Origin of the sequence: Polaromonas sp., assembly GCF_041689105.1 — a bacterium.
Taxonomy (GTDB): domain Bacteria; phylum Pseudomonadota; class Gammaproteobacteria; order Burkholderiales; family Burkholderiaceae_C; genus Polaromonas.
The window spans coordinates 1-15,623 of the sequence record NZ_JBDNGU010000197.1; the positions used below are offsets into that span (position 1 = coordinate 1).

The following is a 15,623-nucleotide window of genomic DNA, read 5'->3' on the forward strand; positions in this document are numbered from 1 at the left end:
CAATGACATTTCCGGCCACCACCGTGCCGCTGGCCGCCGCGACGGTAATGTTGCCACCGTTCCCGTTAATGCCTCCTGTGGTGGTCAGCGCGCCTGTCGTCAGGTCGCCTGCCGCGTTGCTCACGTTGATCGATCCTGCCGTCCCGCCTGCGCCAGAGCCAACCGCAGCGCCGGTCTGCACCGTCAGGGCGCCCAGGCTGACCGCGCCTGCCGCCGTGTTGGTCACCGTGATGCTGCCTGCGTTGCCGCCTGCGCCACCCGTGGTCGAGCCGCCTCCACCGCTGGCCGCTATCGCACCGGTCTGCGTGACGCCGTTTGTGGAGGTGACCGAGATAGCTGCTCCGTTGCCGCCCGTCTGGCTGGTACCCACACCAGCCGAGCCGCTGGCGGTGATGGTGCTGGCTCCCCGGTTGACACCTGCGCCGGTGATGCTGACCGTGCCGGCGTTGCGCCCGGCGTTGCCGGTGAGGGTGGTACCGCCTGAGGTGATGATGTTGCCGCTCGTAGCCGTTCCAGCCGAGCTCAGCACGACGTTGCCGCCATGGCCCTTCGTGCCGCCTGTCGTGGTGATCGCGCCTGTGCTCAAGGTGCCTGTCGCTGCCGTGTTGCTCACGCTGACCCGGGTGCCGCTGGCATCACCGCCTGCGCCCCCCCCCACCGCGTTGCCCGTGCGGGCCGTCAAAGCGCCCAGCGCAATGTCGCCTGTCCCGCTGTTACTCACCGTGATGGTCCCTGCATTGCCACCATCCGTGTTGCCCGTCCCGCCGTTGCTGCCGCCGGCCGAGATGGCTGCCGTGCTGACCCCGCCCACCCCGGCGATATTCACCGTTCCTGCGTTGCGGCCTATATTGCCTGCCGTGGCCGTGCCCCCCGTCGCCGTGATCGCGCCCAATAGGCTGACTGCACCTGTGGCGGTGATGCTCACGTTCCCTGCGTTGGCATTGGCTGCGCCCGTCGTAGTAATCGTGCTGGCCGCATTGCTGCTGGTCACGCTCGCCCCCTGCAAAGTGATGCCACCCGCCTTCGCTGAAAGTGCAGCGTTCGTCAGCGCCACGGTTCCCGCACCACTGCTGTCGGCGTCGGCCCTGAGGTTGATGGCGCCTGTGCCAGTCACGGTGATGCCGGCGTTCACGTTGATATTGTTGTTGGCCTCCAGTCGAACACTGCCATTGGCTGCCATGGTCAGCGGGTTGCTCACCGTGATGTTGTTGCTTGCTTGCAGGAACAACTGATCGAACCCGGTCACCGTAGAAATCTGCACGGTATAGGTGCCCGCCACTGGGGCATCAGCAAACGCCAGATCTGGCGTGTTGACGGCCAGGTTGGCGACCGCCCCCGGGCTGGACACTGCGGTGCTCAACACAATGTCTTGCGGGTCAAACAGCACCGTACCGCCCGTGCCATTGGGCGCGGCTACATCGATGCTGCCCCGCGTATCCAGGTACTGCTTGCCGGAAACCTCTACAAAGCCACCATCGCCGCTGGCCGCGCCGCCGCGCGCGCTGATGCTGCCGCCGCTTCGGGTGTCGCCATCGGCCCAGACAATGACTTTGCCGCCGTTGCCGCTGGTGACCGCGTCGGCAATGATGCTGCTATTGGCGCCGACAAAGGTGCGGGAGGCATTTTGAACGTCGGGGTTTTTGCCCTGATAGTCGCCACCGATCATCGCCGTGCCCGCACCGACGTCGCCAGACACGTTGATCACTGCCCCGCCCATCAGTGCCACCTTGTCGCCCAGCACCTTGACCGTGCCACCGGTTTGCCCAGCCCCCAGGCCAGTCGCAGTCTGTTCGCCCGTCACATTCACCACACCCCTGGCGCCGCCGCTGAGAACAATCATCCCATTGCGCTCGGTAGCAGAGTTGGCGCGGATCACTCCGGTTTGGTTGATGACGGTAGCCATCGCGTCGCCGAGCGCACTGGCCAGCATGGCGACCTGTCCGCCCGGAGCGCTGAGGGTGCCGCTGTTGGCTGCTGCAGCGTTGACCGCTGCGGCATCGACTGAAAAGCGCACCAGTCCAACGCCCGAGGTGTCCAGCGTGACGCGTGACCCCGCCAGCAGGCCGATGGAGCCGGATTCCGTCGTGATGGTGCCGGTATTGCCGACGACAGGGCCGGCAAGCAGCACATAACCACCGCGTGTGACGTTGATGTTGCCATGGTTGGCCACGCTGCCGCTGCCCGCGCCGCTGAAGGTGTAACGACCGGCGAGAAAGTCGTCGTTGCTGATCGCCAGGCTGGAGGCCACCAGCCCGCCAACGTTAACCTGCGCGCCCGGCGCAAACATCACCCCTGCCGGATTAAGCAGGAACACCTGGCCATTGGCGCTCAGTGATCCATAGATGGCCGAAGGATTTGCCTCAATCACACGGTTCAGTGTCACCGAGGCCGCATCGGGCTGTACAAATTGCACCGACTCCCCCGCACCGATATTGAAACTTTGCCAGCTGAGGATGGCCTTGTTACTGCCCTGCTGCACCAGCATGTTGTTGGCCGTCGGCGAACTGACGCTGGCCTGGCCGGCCACCACGTTGCCACCTTCGGGCAAAGCTGTCGCCAGTGTGGAAAGTCCTGACAGCATGGCAGTCAGCAGCCGGGACAGCAGTCGACCGGTGCGTATGCGGTACGTGGCCGTGAGCTTGCGCGACAGGCGCACCACCACCGTGCGCACACGCCACACGCGGTAGCTTCGGCTTTTTGGGAGGGTTTGGTTCATGTTTTTTTTGCGCCAGTCAGAACGACTTTTGCGCCGACAACCAGACACGCGGCGAGCGATCAGGATCGCCCGTGGTGGGGGTGGAACGCGTGGTGCGCCAAGCCAGGTAAGCCGTCACCAGAAAATTGTTGGCTCGCCCTGCCAAAGCGCCTACGCCAACCGCGCCCAAGAAAATCCGATTGGTCGCACCGGGCACGAGCGAGTCGTCCTGATTGAAACGGACTGTTCCGTAGTCATAAAAAGCTGCCAGGCTGACAGGTTCGCCCCCCAGCGCCACTGACGAATCCAGCTGGTAGCGGTACTCCAGGTTGATCAATAGCCCGGCATCCCCGATCCCTTCGCCGACCGGATAGGCTCGCACGCCTGTGGGTCCTCCCAAGGCCATTTTTTCTGCGGAAGCCAGATTTTTTGAAGCCAGCTGCGCCTGAAGACTGACGTGAACACTCGCCGGATTGTCAAAAGATTGCACGCGCTGAAACTCCAGATTAAATTTGCTGAAGTTGCCTGCCGTCTGCAGGCCTCCAACGCCCTGATCGAAGCCCAGCGTAGCGGCATCCAGCCTGGCATGCCCGCGGGTGAGCGTCAGCGCATAACTGCTGGAGCCGCCTGCGCTGACAACGGTATCGGCAAAATTACCCAGCAGCCCGAAGCGCGCGGAAACGATCCGCCGCTCGCTTTCGTTGGCCGGTGTCGCAATCCGGTCAGTGAATTTTTTGTGTTCCACATTGAGAAGGCCGTACAGGTTGTTTTCGCGTGAACGAATCAAGGGGTGCTTCAGCGAAACACCCAGGACGTCGGCTTTGCCTGTCGCGCCTAACGCGGCAAACTGTCTGCCCAAGGCATAGTCGGTGCGGGCCGCGCTGACAGTGAGCTGCGCTCCAGCGACGCCGACGGGCACTGCGTACGCGAGTCGGTAAAGGCTGCTTCGGTCGGCGTCGCTGAGCTGGGCGCGCAGGCTCAAGGTGTCTCCGCGGCCCAGCAGGTTGCCGACGTTGAGGTTGCCCGCTGCCTGTAATACACCCGCAGCGCGGGCGCCAAAGTTGTCTGCACCCACCGATCCGCTGACCTGCCGACCCTGGGCGCGAATGGTCACCACCACGTCGGCCTGTCCCAGCCCCTCGCCGGGCTGCACCGTGGCGCTGGCGTCTATTCCGGCCAGGTCGCGCAGAAGAAGCACGGGTTTGTCGAGAAGGTATTCAGTGATGAGCGTGCCTGGCAACAAGTTGGCTTTCACCACACGCTGGGCAAAGGACGATGAGCCATGCTCCCCTTCCACCTGGACGTGAACCTTGCCGATGCGGGCTTCGATCACCGCGATGGTGACCGTGCCGCCGACTGCCAGGAAGGCCTGCTCGGGCAGGTAGGCTTCGGTCAACAGATAGCCGCGCGCGCGGTAGTACTGGCTGACAAGTCTAGCTGCCTCCGTGAGCCCAGCAAGGTTGCTGGGCTGGTTGATGCGGTCGAAGAGCAACGCAGCCAGCGTTTCGTCGTCGAAAACCGTGTTGCCTTCAAAACGGAATGCCACTGGCGTGATGCGCACGGCGCTGGCGGCCGGCACGGACGGTTTGGGGTCGGGCAGGCTGATCTGCGGTGCCCCCGGTGAGGGCAGCAGGGGAATCTGGCGTTGCGGCTCCTGCAGCGTACCCGCATCCGGCCGCTGCATCTGCTGGGCAGCAAGTGGCGGGCACGCCATCGTCCCCAGCGCGAAAAGCCAGCTCAGCAGAAAGAATGAAATGCCCGAACGATCCACACACCAGCCTTTCGAAGGCATGCAATTTGTTTGCAACAAATTGTTTTGGTCACACTTGGTAGTATCTGCGAACTAATCCTTGAACACTTGTTTCCGGGGGTGAATCAGGAGCAAAAAAACGTTTTTTTGCAACAATGACACGAACTTGGGCTGACACTATGAAGTGTTTAGTGAGAAACAATGGATGCCGTTAATAGACTTTTTGCATCACAAAAATGTGGCGATAGTTATTAACTAACGTTATCCACCCAACTTTTTTGCAAACTGATCCCCTCACTCTGGCGTCCCTCATGGCCAAGCTCATCCGCGCCAATTTATTCGCGCTGAAAAAACCCGGCAGCTACCACCCCCTTCACGTCACCGTGGCTGCACGCGTCACCTATGCCGTGACCGGCAATTTTTTTGCTGTCCGTCACGCTAAGCCTGCTGGAGCCCACGGTTCAGGCTTTCGCTTTTTTCTTCCATGAAAAAGCCTGGCAGCGCTGGGGCCACCAAAGCGCGGCGTCGCTTGCTCAAACATGACGTGGTGGCACCGCTGTGCCGCCAACACTCAATACACCGAATCTGCGGACAAGTAGCGCCACGACGGCCTCGGCCCTTGTGAAAAAGTCAACGGCATTGCACCCGTTTGCGTAGATTCACTTACTAGGGTTTGCCCATGCGACGGCCTACAATCGAAGACCCTTACAAAATGACGGCCCGATGGCCGCCGCTCAGGAGACAACTTGATGCCCGCAGCCGTGCCCGCCGCCACCGACAACAACCAGGAAAAACGTGACGAATTGCGCCGTGCCGCGCTGGAATACCATGAGTTTCCGACCCCGGGCAAGATAGCAGTCACGGCCACCAAACAGCTGACCAACCAGCGCGACCTGGGCCTGGCCTACACCCCGGGCGTGGCAGCGCCGTGCGAGGAAATCGTGAAGGATCCGAATGCCGCCTTCAAGTACACCAGCCGCGGCAACCTGGTGGCGGTGATCACCAACGGCACCGCCGTTCTCGGGCTGGGCAACATTGGCCCACTGGCGGCCAAACCGGTGATGGAGGGCAAGGGCGTGCTATTCAAGAAGTTCGCGGGTATCGACGTCTTCGACATCGAAATCAACGAGACCGACCCGGCCAAACTGGTGGACATCATTGCTTCACTGGAGCCCACATTCGGCGCCATCAATCTCGAAGACATCCGCGCTCCTGACTGTTTTTATGTCGAGCGCGAACTGCGCAAGCGCATGAAAATCCCGGTATTCCATGACGACCAGCACGGCACGGCAATCACGGTAGGCGCAGCCATTCTGAATGCCCTGAAGGTAGCAGGCAAGGATCCGAAAAAAGTCAAGCTGGTGACGTCGGGTGCTGGAGCCGCCGCGCTCGCCTGCCTGAACCTGCTGCTCAAACTCGGCATCCCCCGTGAAAACATTTACGTCACCGATCTGGCGGGCGTGGTCTACGAAGGACGCACCGAGCTGATGGACGAAGACAAGATACAGTTCGCGCAGAAAACCCCGGCGCGCACGCTGGGCGAGATCATCGAAGGAGCCGACATATTTCTGGGCCTGTCTGCCGGCGGGGTACTGAAGAAGGACATGGTTGCCCGGATGGCGTCCAAGCCGATCATTTTTGCGCTTGCCAATCCGAACCCCGAAATCACGCCCGAAGACGTCCGGACGGTGCGTGATGACGCGATCATGGCTACGGGCCGCAGCGACTATCCGAACCAGGTCAACAACGTCCTGTGTTTCCCCTACATCTTCCGGGGCGCGCTGGATGCTGGTGCCTCCACCATCACCATAGAGATGGAGATTGCCGCCGTGCATGCGATTGCCGAGCTGGCCCAGGCGGAGCAAAGCGAAGTGGTCGCAGCTGCGTATGCCGGAGCGCAACTCGCCTTTGGCCCGGACTACCTGATCCCCAAGCCCTTTGACCCACGTCTGATGATCAAAATTGCCTCGGCTGTGGCGCAGGCTGCTGCAGACAGCGGGGTGGCGCTCAGGCCCATCACGGACATGGACGCCTACCGCGAGAAGCTCCAGAGTTTTGTCTATGCGTCCGGCACAACCATGAAGCCGATTTTTGCAGCCGCAAAAAAAGCAGGCAAGAAACGCGTGGCTTATGCCGAGGGCGAGGAAGAGCGCGTGCTGCGCGCCTGCCAGATCGTCGTCGACGAAGGTCTGGCACGTCCCACCTTGATCGGCCGGCCGGCCATCATCGCTCAGCGCATCGAGAAATTCGGCCTGCGCCTGAAGGAAGAACTCGACTACGACGTGGTCAACGTCGAGCAGGATCACCGCTATCGCGATTTCTGGCAGACCTACCACCGGTTGATGGAGCGCCGTGGCGTGACGGTGCAGATCGCCAAGATCGAAATGCGCCGCCGGCTGACCCTGATTGCAGGCATGCTGTTGCACAAGGGCGATGTGGACGGGCTGATCTGCGGCACCTGGGGCACCACGTCCCATCATCTGGATTACCTCGATCAGGTGATCGGCAAGCGGCCGGGCGTCTGTACCTATGCCTGCATGAACGGCCTGCTGCTGCCTGACCGCCAGGTATTTCTGGTTGACACACACGTTAACTATGACCCCACGGCCGAGCAGCTGGCGGAAATCACCACCATGGCCGCCGAGGAAATGATGCGATTCGGAATCAAGCCCAAGGCCGCTTTGCTGTCGCATTCCAATTTCGGAACGTCCCAGCGCCCCAGCGCCCTGAAAATGCGGCGCACACTGGAGCTGCTGCGTGAACAGGCACCCTGGCTGGAAGTCGATGGCGAAATGCATGGCGATGTGGCGCTGGACGCCGCAGCGCGCGCCGCCGTGATGCCCAACAGCACATTGGCCGGTGAGGCCAATTTGCTGGTGTTGCCCAATATTGATGCAGCCAACATCGCCTACAACCTTCTGAAGACCGCCGCCGGGGGCAACATCGCCATCGGCCCCGTCCTGCTCGGCGCCAATCAGCCGATGCATATTCTGACCGCCAGCACCACCGTGCGCCGCATCGTCAATATGACAGCCTTGACTGTGGCTGACGCTAATGCCTCCAGATAGGTCGCATTTGGACAGCTAGTACTAACTTATATTTGTAGAAGCTTAAGTCCTGACTGCCTAAACTTTGGGCAGACCCTTGCAAATTCCGGCCGAATGCGTCAAACTCTGTCTCTTGAAATTTAAGGGTTAACCCGGCGGCCGTAAAAAAGCCCTGGCGGTTTGTTCCCGTTCAAGAAAGATGTTTTTTCATGTTGCGAAAAAGTTGGGCTGGCTGGCAACTGGCCATGGCAGTCATATTGGCTGTCTTGGGCACAGGGTTCAGCCCCGCGATGGTGCAGGCCAAAGGGGTTTCTTCCGACAACGGAATCAGCACCGTTCTGGTCACCGAGTTGCCGGTGCAAGGGCGCAACATGGTGAGCTTGATTTACCAGGGTGGGCCGTTCAGGTATGACAAGGACGGCTCGGTGTTTGGCAACCGGGAAAGAATTCTTCCAGCCAGCAACCGCGGTTATTACCGCGAATACACCGTCCAAACGCCTGGTGAGCGCAGTCGGGGTGCCCGGCGCATCGTTTGTGGTGGTTTTGTACCCACGGTGCCCGATGCTTGTTATTTCACAGATGATCACTACGCAAGTTTTCGCAGAATCGTTCAATAAATTCTGCAATGATCGTCAACTTTGAGTTTTTGACTTAAGAAAGAGAAGCGGAGATGGACATGCCACTTCGTACTGTTAGACCCAACATCGTGCAATCCATACGCGCTTTCCGCGTGCAGGATTTGCAGGACGCCGCCACACAGCTGAATCAGCATTTCCTGTATGCCAACCTGGGCAACGCCCAGAGCAAGCAGGACATTCTGGACATGATCGCGGCACAGTACACATTCCCGGCCCACTTTGGGAAAAACTTTGATGCGCTTTACGACTGCATGACGGACCTGGTTCACAAGTCCGGCCCGCAGCCCGGCTTTATCGTGGTGCTTGAGCAGATTCCTGCCCATGCAAAATTCGACAAGGAAGCGCGCGAGCAGTTGCTGGACATCTTCAGGGATGCCGCAGACTACTGGGCGGATCGAAAAATACCGTTCAGATGCTTCTATTCTTTTCTGTAGCCCGCTCCCCAGACATTGGCCAAGGGGATCGGGCAAATGAGGCCCAGCAAGCAACCGGCGCAGATGGCGAAGAACCGATGCCAACCGACAAATTGCTCGACGTGTCGCCACTGGCGCTGCGCATGAGCAGCCCGTTCAATGCGGGTTACTGGCTGGCAGCCGCCTGAGGCTGCCACAAACCACAAAAAAGCCCATCGGTCGATGGGCTTTTTTGTGGGCACCGTCCTTCGAATGGCCTCCTGCCCTTTAGAAACGGGCTTAATCAGCTATTAATTTCATAGCCCAACAAGCTCAGGTCGCGGCGGGCTGTAGCGCTTGGGTCAGCGCCACATATTCCGCAACAGGCACTTCTTCTGCGCGGCGCTGCAGATCAAAAGGCCAGCCATATTGTTTCTGCTCCAGCCACTTGCCCAGCGAATGGCGCAGCAGCTTGCGGCGCTGGCTGAACGCCACGCGCACCACCTCGCTGAGCAATGAGGCGTCCAGCGCTGCCGGCACCGCGTGCGGCACCATGCGCACGATGGCGCTGTCCACACGGGGCGGCGGGTCAAAACTCTGTGGCGGCACAAACAACAGATTCTCCATCGCATAACGCCATTGCAGCATCACGCTCAACCGGCCATAGTCGCTGGTCGACGGATGGGCCACCATGCGGTCGATCACCTCTTTTTGCAGCATGAAGTGCTGGTCCTCGATCACATCGACCGCATCGAGCAGATGAAACAGGATGGGCGTGGAGATGTTGTAGGGCAGGTTGCCAACGACGCGGATTTTCAGGCCTGCGACACCGCCATGCATGGTCAGGGCCAAGGCCCTGAAATCCACCTTGAGGACATCCGACTCCACGACTTTCAATTGGGCACGGGCACGCAATTGCCGCGCAAGGTCCCGGTCAAGCTCGATCACCGTCAGCTGCCCCAGGCGCTCGGCCAGCGGTTGGGTCAAAGCCGCCAACCCCGGGCCTATTTCCACCATGGCCTGCCCTGCACGCGGTGCAATCGCATCCACGATGGCATCAACGACGGCGCGGTCGGTCAGGAAGTGCTGGCCAAAACGCTTGCGCGGGATATGCTTCACTGACAACCGGAAAAACGGGGCAGCGCATTACTGGAGAAAGCGGTAGGCCCAGGGTCCCCTCCCAACCAGCAGGGGCCGCAGAGACGGCTTTGCCGGGCCGCAGGCGCAGCGGCCCCCTCGGGGGGCAGGAAACTACACGCAGTGAGCGACCGTGGGGGCAACATCTACTGCGGCGGGTCCCGGTATTCCACATACGCCCGGCCACGCACCTCCTGCGCCCAGGCGACGTAGGCCTCCTCGAGTTTTTTCTCACGCAGCATGCTGCGCACGGCTTCGCGCTGGTCGCGCGCGGACACCTTGGTGCTGCGCCGCTCCAGAACCTGAATCAGGTGGACGCCAAAACGCGAAACCAGCGGATCACCCACCTGACCAGGCGCCAGGCTGTTCATGCTCTCCTCGAATTCGGGCACAAACATGCCAGGTCCTGCCCAGCCCAGATCGCCGCCATCCTTGGCCGATGCGTCCTGGCTGTACTCGCGGGCCAGTGCCGCGAAATCCGCCTGACCGGCTGCAATGCGTTTTTTGAAGTCGGCCAGGCGAGCCAAGGCAGCAGCCTCGCTGAGCAGGGGAGTGGGACGCAGAAGAATGTGACGGGCCCGGGTTTCAGCAACCGTGTCTCCGGGCATGCCGGAGCGTTTTTTCTCGATGACCTTGAGCACGTGAAAACCCGCGCCGCTGCGCAGCGGACCAGCCACACCACCGACCTGCAGGTTTTGTGTCGCATTGATAAAAAGTTCGGGATAACGCTCGGGGGACCTTAAGCCCATCTGGCCGTCAGGGCTACTGCCGGGCGCGTTCGAAAACTCCTTGACCAGCGCGGCAAAGTCGGTGCCGGCTCGTGCACGTTCCGCAACCAGTTGAGCCCTCGCCTGAAGTCCGGCAAGCTGCTCGGTAGTGGCATTTTCTGGAACAGCCACCAGAATTTGCGCCAGGTTGACTTCTACCGCAGCGGACTGCGGGTTGCTACCACTTTCCTGCTCACGAATAAACTGGTCGACTTCCTGGTCACCGACCTTCGTACGCGATTCGAGCTCGCGATCTCGCACGCGATTGAGCAATATTTCGTTGCGCAAATCATCGCGAAACCGGGAAAACGGCAGGCCTTCAGCCTCCAGCTGACGTCGCAGCTCTTCGGGTGACATCTGGTTTTGCCGGGCGACATTGGCAACGGCATCGTCTACCGTGGCTTCGGTGACCTGCACGCCCGTCTCCCTGGCCAGCTGCAACTGGGCGCGCTCGACGATCATGCGTTCCAGCAATAGCCGAACCAGTTCGGCCCGGGGCGGCACCTGCGCGCCCTGCTGCCGCATCTGCTGCTCGGTGCGCACCATGCGCGCCCGCACCTCGTTGTTGGTCACAGGCTCCGAGTTGACCACGGCCACGATGTAGTCCGCCTGGCGCTGTGCGCCGCTGCCCGCGCCCGAACCGAGCGCGCCAAGCCCGGGCGTGCGCAGCTGCTGGCCCGGTAAGCGCAGAGTCTGGGCTTGCGCCAGCACGACCGGCAAGCTCAGAACCAAAGCCAGCGCTGCAGCCGCCAGGGACTGCAGGCTGCTGCGGCGGGAGGGGCGATGGGGAATGCTGTATTTAGTCATAGTTGGTAAAGCGGCTTGGTGCCGCGCCTTGCTCGCGCAGGTACTGGTAACGCGGAATATTGGCTTTCAGTGTTTTGAGGGGGTTGTTACCAATGCGGGAAAACCCGACGAACTCAAGCTGGAACAGGATACGGGTGCTGTTGGACGACTTGCTGCCGGCCAGTACCGTGCCGAGCTGGGTGCGCTCCAGTACCACCCGGCCGATCCAGCAGCAGCCGTCATACTCCAGCCCAACCACCACGTCGACAAGTTTTTTGTCGGGCACGCTGTAATTCAGGCGCCCGACGCTGTACCAACGGCCTTCGCCCTGCCCACGTCCAGGGCCCAGGTCTTTGCCCTTGTCGCCCCACAAGTCATTGATGGGCCACTGCCAGCCTATGTCATATTGCTCGCTGACATTGCGCTGGCGACGGTAGGCGGCACTGATCACACGGTAATTGCTCGGGCTGTAACGCGCACCCACGGTCGAGCGCTGGGAAACATTGGTTTTCGGGTTGTATTGGACTGTGCTATCGAGCGACCAGGCTGGCGTTAAATTAACGGTGGCCCCAAGTAACAGGTCGCTGAGCCGTTCGGACACCGGTACCTCACCAGGCAGCCTGACCTGCCGGTCCTTGAATCGGACTCGTTGCGCGATCCCCAGCCGCAAAGCCTCCGCACCGGTGTCGGGGTTGAGGAGCCGCGAGATTACCCCTGTGGTCAGCACATTGGAGTCCGAAATGCGGTCGTTGCCGACAAATTCGTTCTCGGTGAACAGCGTGGCAAAGTTAAAGGCGTTCAGGCCCGAATCGTAATTGGGTAAATGGCTCTGGTCGCGGTACGGCGTGTTCACGTAGAACGCACGCGGCTCCAGGGTCTGCGTGAAGGCCTGGCCGAAGAAACTGGTGTCGCGCTCAAAAGTCAGCCCGCTGTCGAGGCTGAAGGTCGGAACAGTCCGCGACGCGGACCTCGCACCGTTGATCAGGGGACCGTCAAACTGGTAGGCGGTCGTGTTCAACAGCAACTTGGGTGTGATGTAGCCGGCAGGCTGGATCCACGGTCGGCTGATCTGCGCGAGCGCAAAAGTGCGGTGGGCGTTTGGTTGCCGGGTCAGCAGGCGATCCGATTCGAAACGGGTGTAGTCGGTGCTGACCGAATAATCCAGGCCACTCAGGCCGGCCACCGGGACATTGGAGCGGGTATAGGTCGCCGTCAGCTGCGGCATGCGGTCATAGGGCGGTACGATGGGCGAGTTGACGTCCTGTAGCGTCTGATATTTGAGGGCGCGCAGGGTGGTCGAGAAATAACCGGCACCCCAGCCCACACTGGCGTCGCTGGTCAATAGCCGTTGTGTCAGCACATTCGTGCCGCCGCCCAGTCCGGTCGACGGGAAATCGCGCCAGTAGTTGTTGTCGCTGACCCGGTTCAGGTTCAGGTTGAAGCCCAGGCCACCCACCGACTGCAGGCCGGTGTTGAAGGTACCGCTCGACAGGTAGTTGTACGACCAGCGCGTCTTGTCACGCAGGCTGTCATTGAACAGCACGTTGGCGCGCAGCTCACCCCGATAATTGCGCTCAAGGTAACGAAACTCCCCGGCCAGGTCCACGCCGCGTTTGCTCATGAAGGTGGGCGCGAAGGTGGCATCGCGTTGCGGCGCAATATCGAAGTAATAGGGAATACTGACTGAGGTGCCGTTGACGCTGTCGAGCCCGATGGTCGGCGGCAGCAACCCCGACTTGCGTTTGTCGCTGAGCGGAAAGCTGAAGGTCGGTGCAGCCAGTATCGGCACGCTCATGAAGCGCAGCACACCGCCAGAGGCCTCGCCCACATCGGCCTCCTTGTCGAAACTGATGCGGCTGGCATTGACAATCCAGGCCGGCATCCAGCTCGGCCCTTCGCCGCGCTGGCAGGTGGTGAAGCTGGCATCGTAGGCCACCAGGCGCTTGTCGTCGATGAAGTCCACCCGGCGGGCTGAGCCATAACCGTCGTTCTGCAGAAAGCGGTAGTCCGGCCGCGTAAAAAAGCCCTCAAAGGTATCCAGCTTGATCTCCAGCTCCGGGCCATTGAACAGATTGCCGGCACTATTGATACGGACATTGCCCCGTGCCTTGACCACATCGGTCGGCTGGTCGTACGCCAGCTGATCTGCGCGTATCGACGAGGCACCGCGGCGCAATTCGGCATTGCCGTCAATGACGGTTTCGAGTTCCGGGCGCCCTGACAGGCGATCCCCGAACACAAAAGTCGGCAGTTCAATACCGGGACCGCCTGGCGGCTGCTCGGCCAGCATCGGCGAGCTTTTCAGCTGGCGAGGCAGCGCATCGCGCCGGGGAATGGCGCCGGGAACCGACATATCCGGATCCCGCACCTGGCCCTGCGGCTGGCCCATCACCTGGGCATGCGCCGTGCCCCCATGCCCCAGACCCAGCACCGTGCAGGACACGAGGCTGAGGACGGCGTGGGTCACCGGGGAAAGAATAAAACGCGTGCGGGATGCGCGATGCATCGGAAGTATGAGATAAACCCGTTTATAAAAATCTGCCCGATTATCCTATGCCCACCCGCCCCTTTCCCCATCTTTTGCTGGTTCCCCGCCAGGCAGGCCCAAACCACGCATGACCGAAGCTCCCATTGTCTGGACGGATTCCACCCGCGCCGCCGCTTTCGAGGCCTGGTTGCGCACCATCACACCGGCCCACGGCCTGCTGACCGGTACCGTGCGCCCGGCCTCGGCCGATGCCAGCTTCCGCCGCTATTTCAGGGTGCAGACCGGGGACGGCGCCAGCTGCATCATCATGGATGCGCCACCGGCTCAGGAGGATTGCCAGCCGTTTGTAAAGATTGCCGGGCTGATGGCCAGCGCCGGTCTGAACGTCCCACGCGTACTGGCCTGGGATCAAGACCAGGGTTTCATGCTGCTCAGCGATCTGGGCGCACAAACCATGCTGGAGGTCATCGAGCAGCAGGGTGAAGCCGACAAGCCAGAGCGCGCCTGCGCGCTGTACCGCCAGGCGGTGGATGCGCTGATCGGCTGGCAGCTGGCCTCCCGCCCAGACGTGCTGCCGCCTTACGACGATGCGCTGCTGTCGCGCGAGCTGGCGCTGTTTCCCGACTGGTACGTCGCGCAATATCGCGGCATAACCATCGACGACACGCTGCGCGGCAAACTCGGCGGCCTGTTTGAGCAGATCAAGGCCAGCAACCTGCAGTCGCTCGGCGGCGCGCGCGTCTATGTACACCGCGACTTCATGCCGAGAAATTTGATGGTGGGTGGCCAAACGGAAGCGACGAGCGAGGGGGCTCCCTCTTCACCAGCCGGGGCCGCGGATCTGGCTTTGCCAGTCCGCAGGCGCAGCGCCCCCTCGGGGGGCAGCGTAGTACGCGAAGCGACAAGCGTGGGGGCTCCATCTTTAGGGGTACTGGATTTCCAGGATGCGGTCTACGGCCCCATCACCTATGACATCGCCAGCCTGATGCGCGATGCCTTCATCAGCTGGCCGGAGGACTTTGTGCTGGAGATCACGGTGCGTTACTGGGAACAGGCGCGCAAGGCCGGCCTGCCAGTGGGTGACGACTTCGGCGAGTTCTACCGCGCGGTCGAATGGATGGGCCTGCAACGCCACCTGAAGATCCTCGGCATTTTTGCGCGCCTGACGCTGCGCGACGGCAAACCCAAGTACCTGGCCGACACGCCGCGGTTTATGGCCTACGCGCGTTCGACCTGCGCGCGTTACCGCCAGCTCGGGCCGCTGATGGTGCTGCTCGACGAGATCGAAGGCAACGAAACCCGGGTGGGCTACACGTTTTGACTGCTTCCTTATGCATTAAATTTGGCTTTGGCCCTTGTCTGGCGGGTGTAAGCAGCTATTTATTTGATAGCACTTTTCTGTCGACAGAAGTGCCAGTATGACACCGCGTTTTTACGCCGGCCTGCCCCTGCACACCGGCGAGTCGCTGGCGCTGCCCGAGCGCGCAGCGCGCCATGTACAGGTGCTGCGCCTGCAGCCGGGCGAAAGCCTCACGCTGTTCAACAACCAGGGTGGCGAATTCGAAGCCATCATTGAACGCATGGGTCGCAGCGACGTGCAGGTGCTGGTCGGCGCGCACAGCACCGTAGAGCGCGAAGCCGGTCGCGCGGTGCGGCTGGCGGTCGGGATGCCGGCCAACGAACGCATGGACTGGCTGGTCGAAAAGGCCAGCGAGCTCGGCGCGGCCAGCATCACGCCTTTGACGGCCGAGCGCTCGGTGCTGCGCCTCAAGGGCGAACGAGCTGACAAAAAAGTCGCGCACTGGCAGGGCATCGCCATCGCCGCCTGCGAGCAATGCGGGCGCAACCGGCTGCCCCGCATCCATGAGGTCGCCACCCTGGGCGACTGGCTCGCCGCACTGCCCGCCGCCGACCCCGCCGCGC

10 protein-coding genes and 1 pseudogene are annotated in these 15,623 nt (G+C 61.6%); 6 read left to right on the top strand and 5 right to left on the bottom strand.

All coding sequences use genetic code 11. From position 1 onward, the window contains the following. On the bottom strand, positions 1-2,716 hold a 2,716-nt coding region (locus tag ACESMT_RS19650; RefSeq protein WP_372828283.1), incomplete at its 3' end, for a beta strand repeat-containing protein. A gap of 16 nt (positions 2,717-2,732) precedes the next feature. Next, positions 2,733-4,487: a ShlB/FhaC/HecB family hemolysin secretion/activation protein gene (locus tag ACESMT_RS19655; RefSeq protein WP_372828284.1), complete on the bottom strand. Its 1,755-nt coding sequence runs from the start codon at positions 4,485-4,487 to the stop codon at positions 2,733-2,735. 269 nt (positions 4,488-4,756) lie between these two features. Here ACESMT_RS19655 and ACESMT_RS19660 point away from each other — a divergent pair. From ACESMT_RS19660 to ACESMT_RS19675, 4 genes and pseudogenes are all read left to right on the top strand, one after another. Continuing rightward, positions 4,757-4,988 (top strand): annotated as a pseudogene (locus ACESMT_RS19660) (DUF2061 domain-containing protein). 206 nt (positions 4,989-5,194) lie between these two features. After that, entirely contained in the window at positions 5,195-7,513 is a 2,319-nt protein-coding gene (locus ACESMT_RS19665) for an NADP-dependent malic enzyme (RefSeq protein WP_372828285.1), read from the top strand. 188 nt (positions 7,514-7,701) lie between these two features. Beyond that, a complete protein-coding gene (locus tag ACESMT_RS19670) occupies positions 7,702-8,109 on the top strand; it encodes a ribonuclease domain-containing protein (protein WP_372828286.1) in 408 nt (135 codons plus the stop codon). A 53-nt stretch (positions 8,110-8,162) separates the two neighbouring features. After that, positions 8,163-8,564: a barstar family protein gene (locus tag ACESMT_RS19675; protein ID WP_372828287.1), complete on the top strand. Its 402-nt coding sequence runs from the start codon at positions 8,163-8,165 to the stop codon at positions 8,562-8,564. 291 nt (positions 8,565-8,855) lie between these two features. On the opposite strand, the gene rsmA is transcribed toward ACESMT_RS19675, so the two are convergent. The 3 genes from rsmA to ACESMT_RS19690 all read right to left on the bottom strand — a co-directional run bounded on the left by rsmA (position 8,856) and on the right by ACESMT_RS19690 (position 13,718). Beyond that, on the bottom strand, positions 8,856-9,641 hold the full coding sequence (gene rsmA / locus ACESMT_RS19680; protein ID WP_372828288.1) for a 16S rRNA (adenine(1518)-N(6)/adenine(1519)-N(6))-dimethyltransferase RsmA: 786 nt from the start codon (positions 9,639-9,641) through the stop codon (positions 8,856-8,858). A gap of 164 nt (positions 9,642-9,805) precedes the next feature. Further along, on the bottom strand, positions 9,806-11,233 hold the full coding sequence (locus tag ACESMT_RS19685) for a peptidylprolyl isomerase (protein WP_372828289.1): 1,428 nt from the start codon (positions 11,231-11,233) through the stop codon (positions 9,806-9,808). Next, positions 11,226-13,718: an LPS-assembly protein LptD gene (locus ACESMT_RS19690; protein ID WP_372828290.1), complete on the bottom strand. Its 2,493-nt coding sequence runs from the start codon at positions 13,716-13,718 to the stop codon at positions 11,226-11,228. The genes ACESMT_RS19685 and ACESMT_RS19690 overlap by 8 nt, the downstream gene beginning before the upstream one ends. 109 nt (positions 13,719-13,827) lie before the next feature. Between ACESMT_RS19690 and ACESMT_RS19695 the strand changes: the two genes are divergently transcribed. Together ACESMT_RS19695 and ACESMT_RS19700 are read left to right on the top strand one after the other, a co-directional pair. Beyond that, positions 13,828-15,021 (top strand): aminoglycoside phosphotransferase family protein, encoded by a 1,194-nt coding sequence (locus tag ACESMT_RS19695; RefSeq protein WP_372828291.1) that lies wholly within the window; start codon positions 13,828-13,830, stop codon positions 15,019-15,021. Positions 15,022-15,118: 97 nt separating this feature from the next. Further along, the coding region (locus tag ACESMT_RS19700; RefSeq protein ID WP_372828292.1) for a 16S rRNA (uracil(1498)-N(3))-methyltransferase at positions 15,119-15,623 on the top strand (505 nt) is incomplete at its 3' end.

Excerpts from the sequence above, each read along its gene's own strand:
- ACESMT_RS19655 (WP_372828284.1), bottom strand. The coding sequence starts at position 4,487 with ATGCCTTCGAAAGGCTGGTGTGTGGATCGTTCGGGCATTTCATTCTTT.
- ACESMT_RS19665 (WP_372828285.1), top strand. The coding sequence starts at position 5,195 with ATGCCCGCAGCCGTGCCCGCCGCCACCGACAACAACCAGGAAAAACGT.
- ACESMT_RS19670 (WP_372828286.1), top strand. The coding sequence starts at position 7,702 with ATGTTGCGAAAAAGTTGGGCTGGCTGGCAACTGGCCATGGCAGTCATA.
- ACESMT_RS19675 (WP_372828287.1), top strand. The coding sequence starts at position 8,163 with ATGGACATGCCACTTCGTACTGTTAGACCCAACATCGTGCAATCCATA.
- ACESMT_RS19685 (WP_372828289.1), bottom strand. The coding sequence starts at position 11,233 with ATGACTAAATACAGCATTCCCCATCGCCCCTCCCGCCGCAGCAGCCTG.
- ACESMT_RS19690 (WP_372828290.1), bottom strand. The coding sequence starts at position 13,718 with ATGCATCGCGCATCCCGCACGCGTTTTATTCTTTCCCCGGTGACCCAC.
- ACESMT_RS19695 (WP_372828291.1), top strand. The coding sequence starts at position 13,828 with ATGACCGAAGCTCCCATTGTCTGGACGGATTCCACCCGCGCCGCCGCT.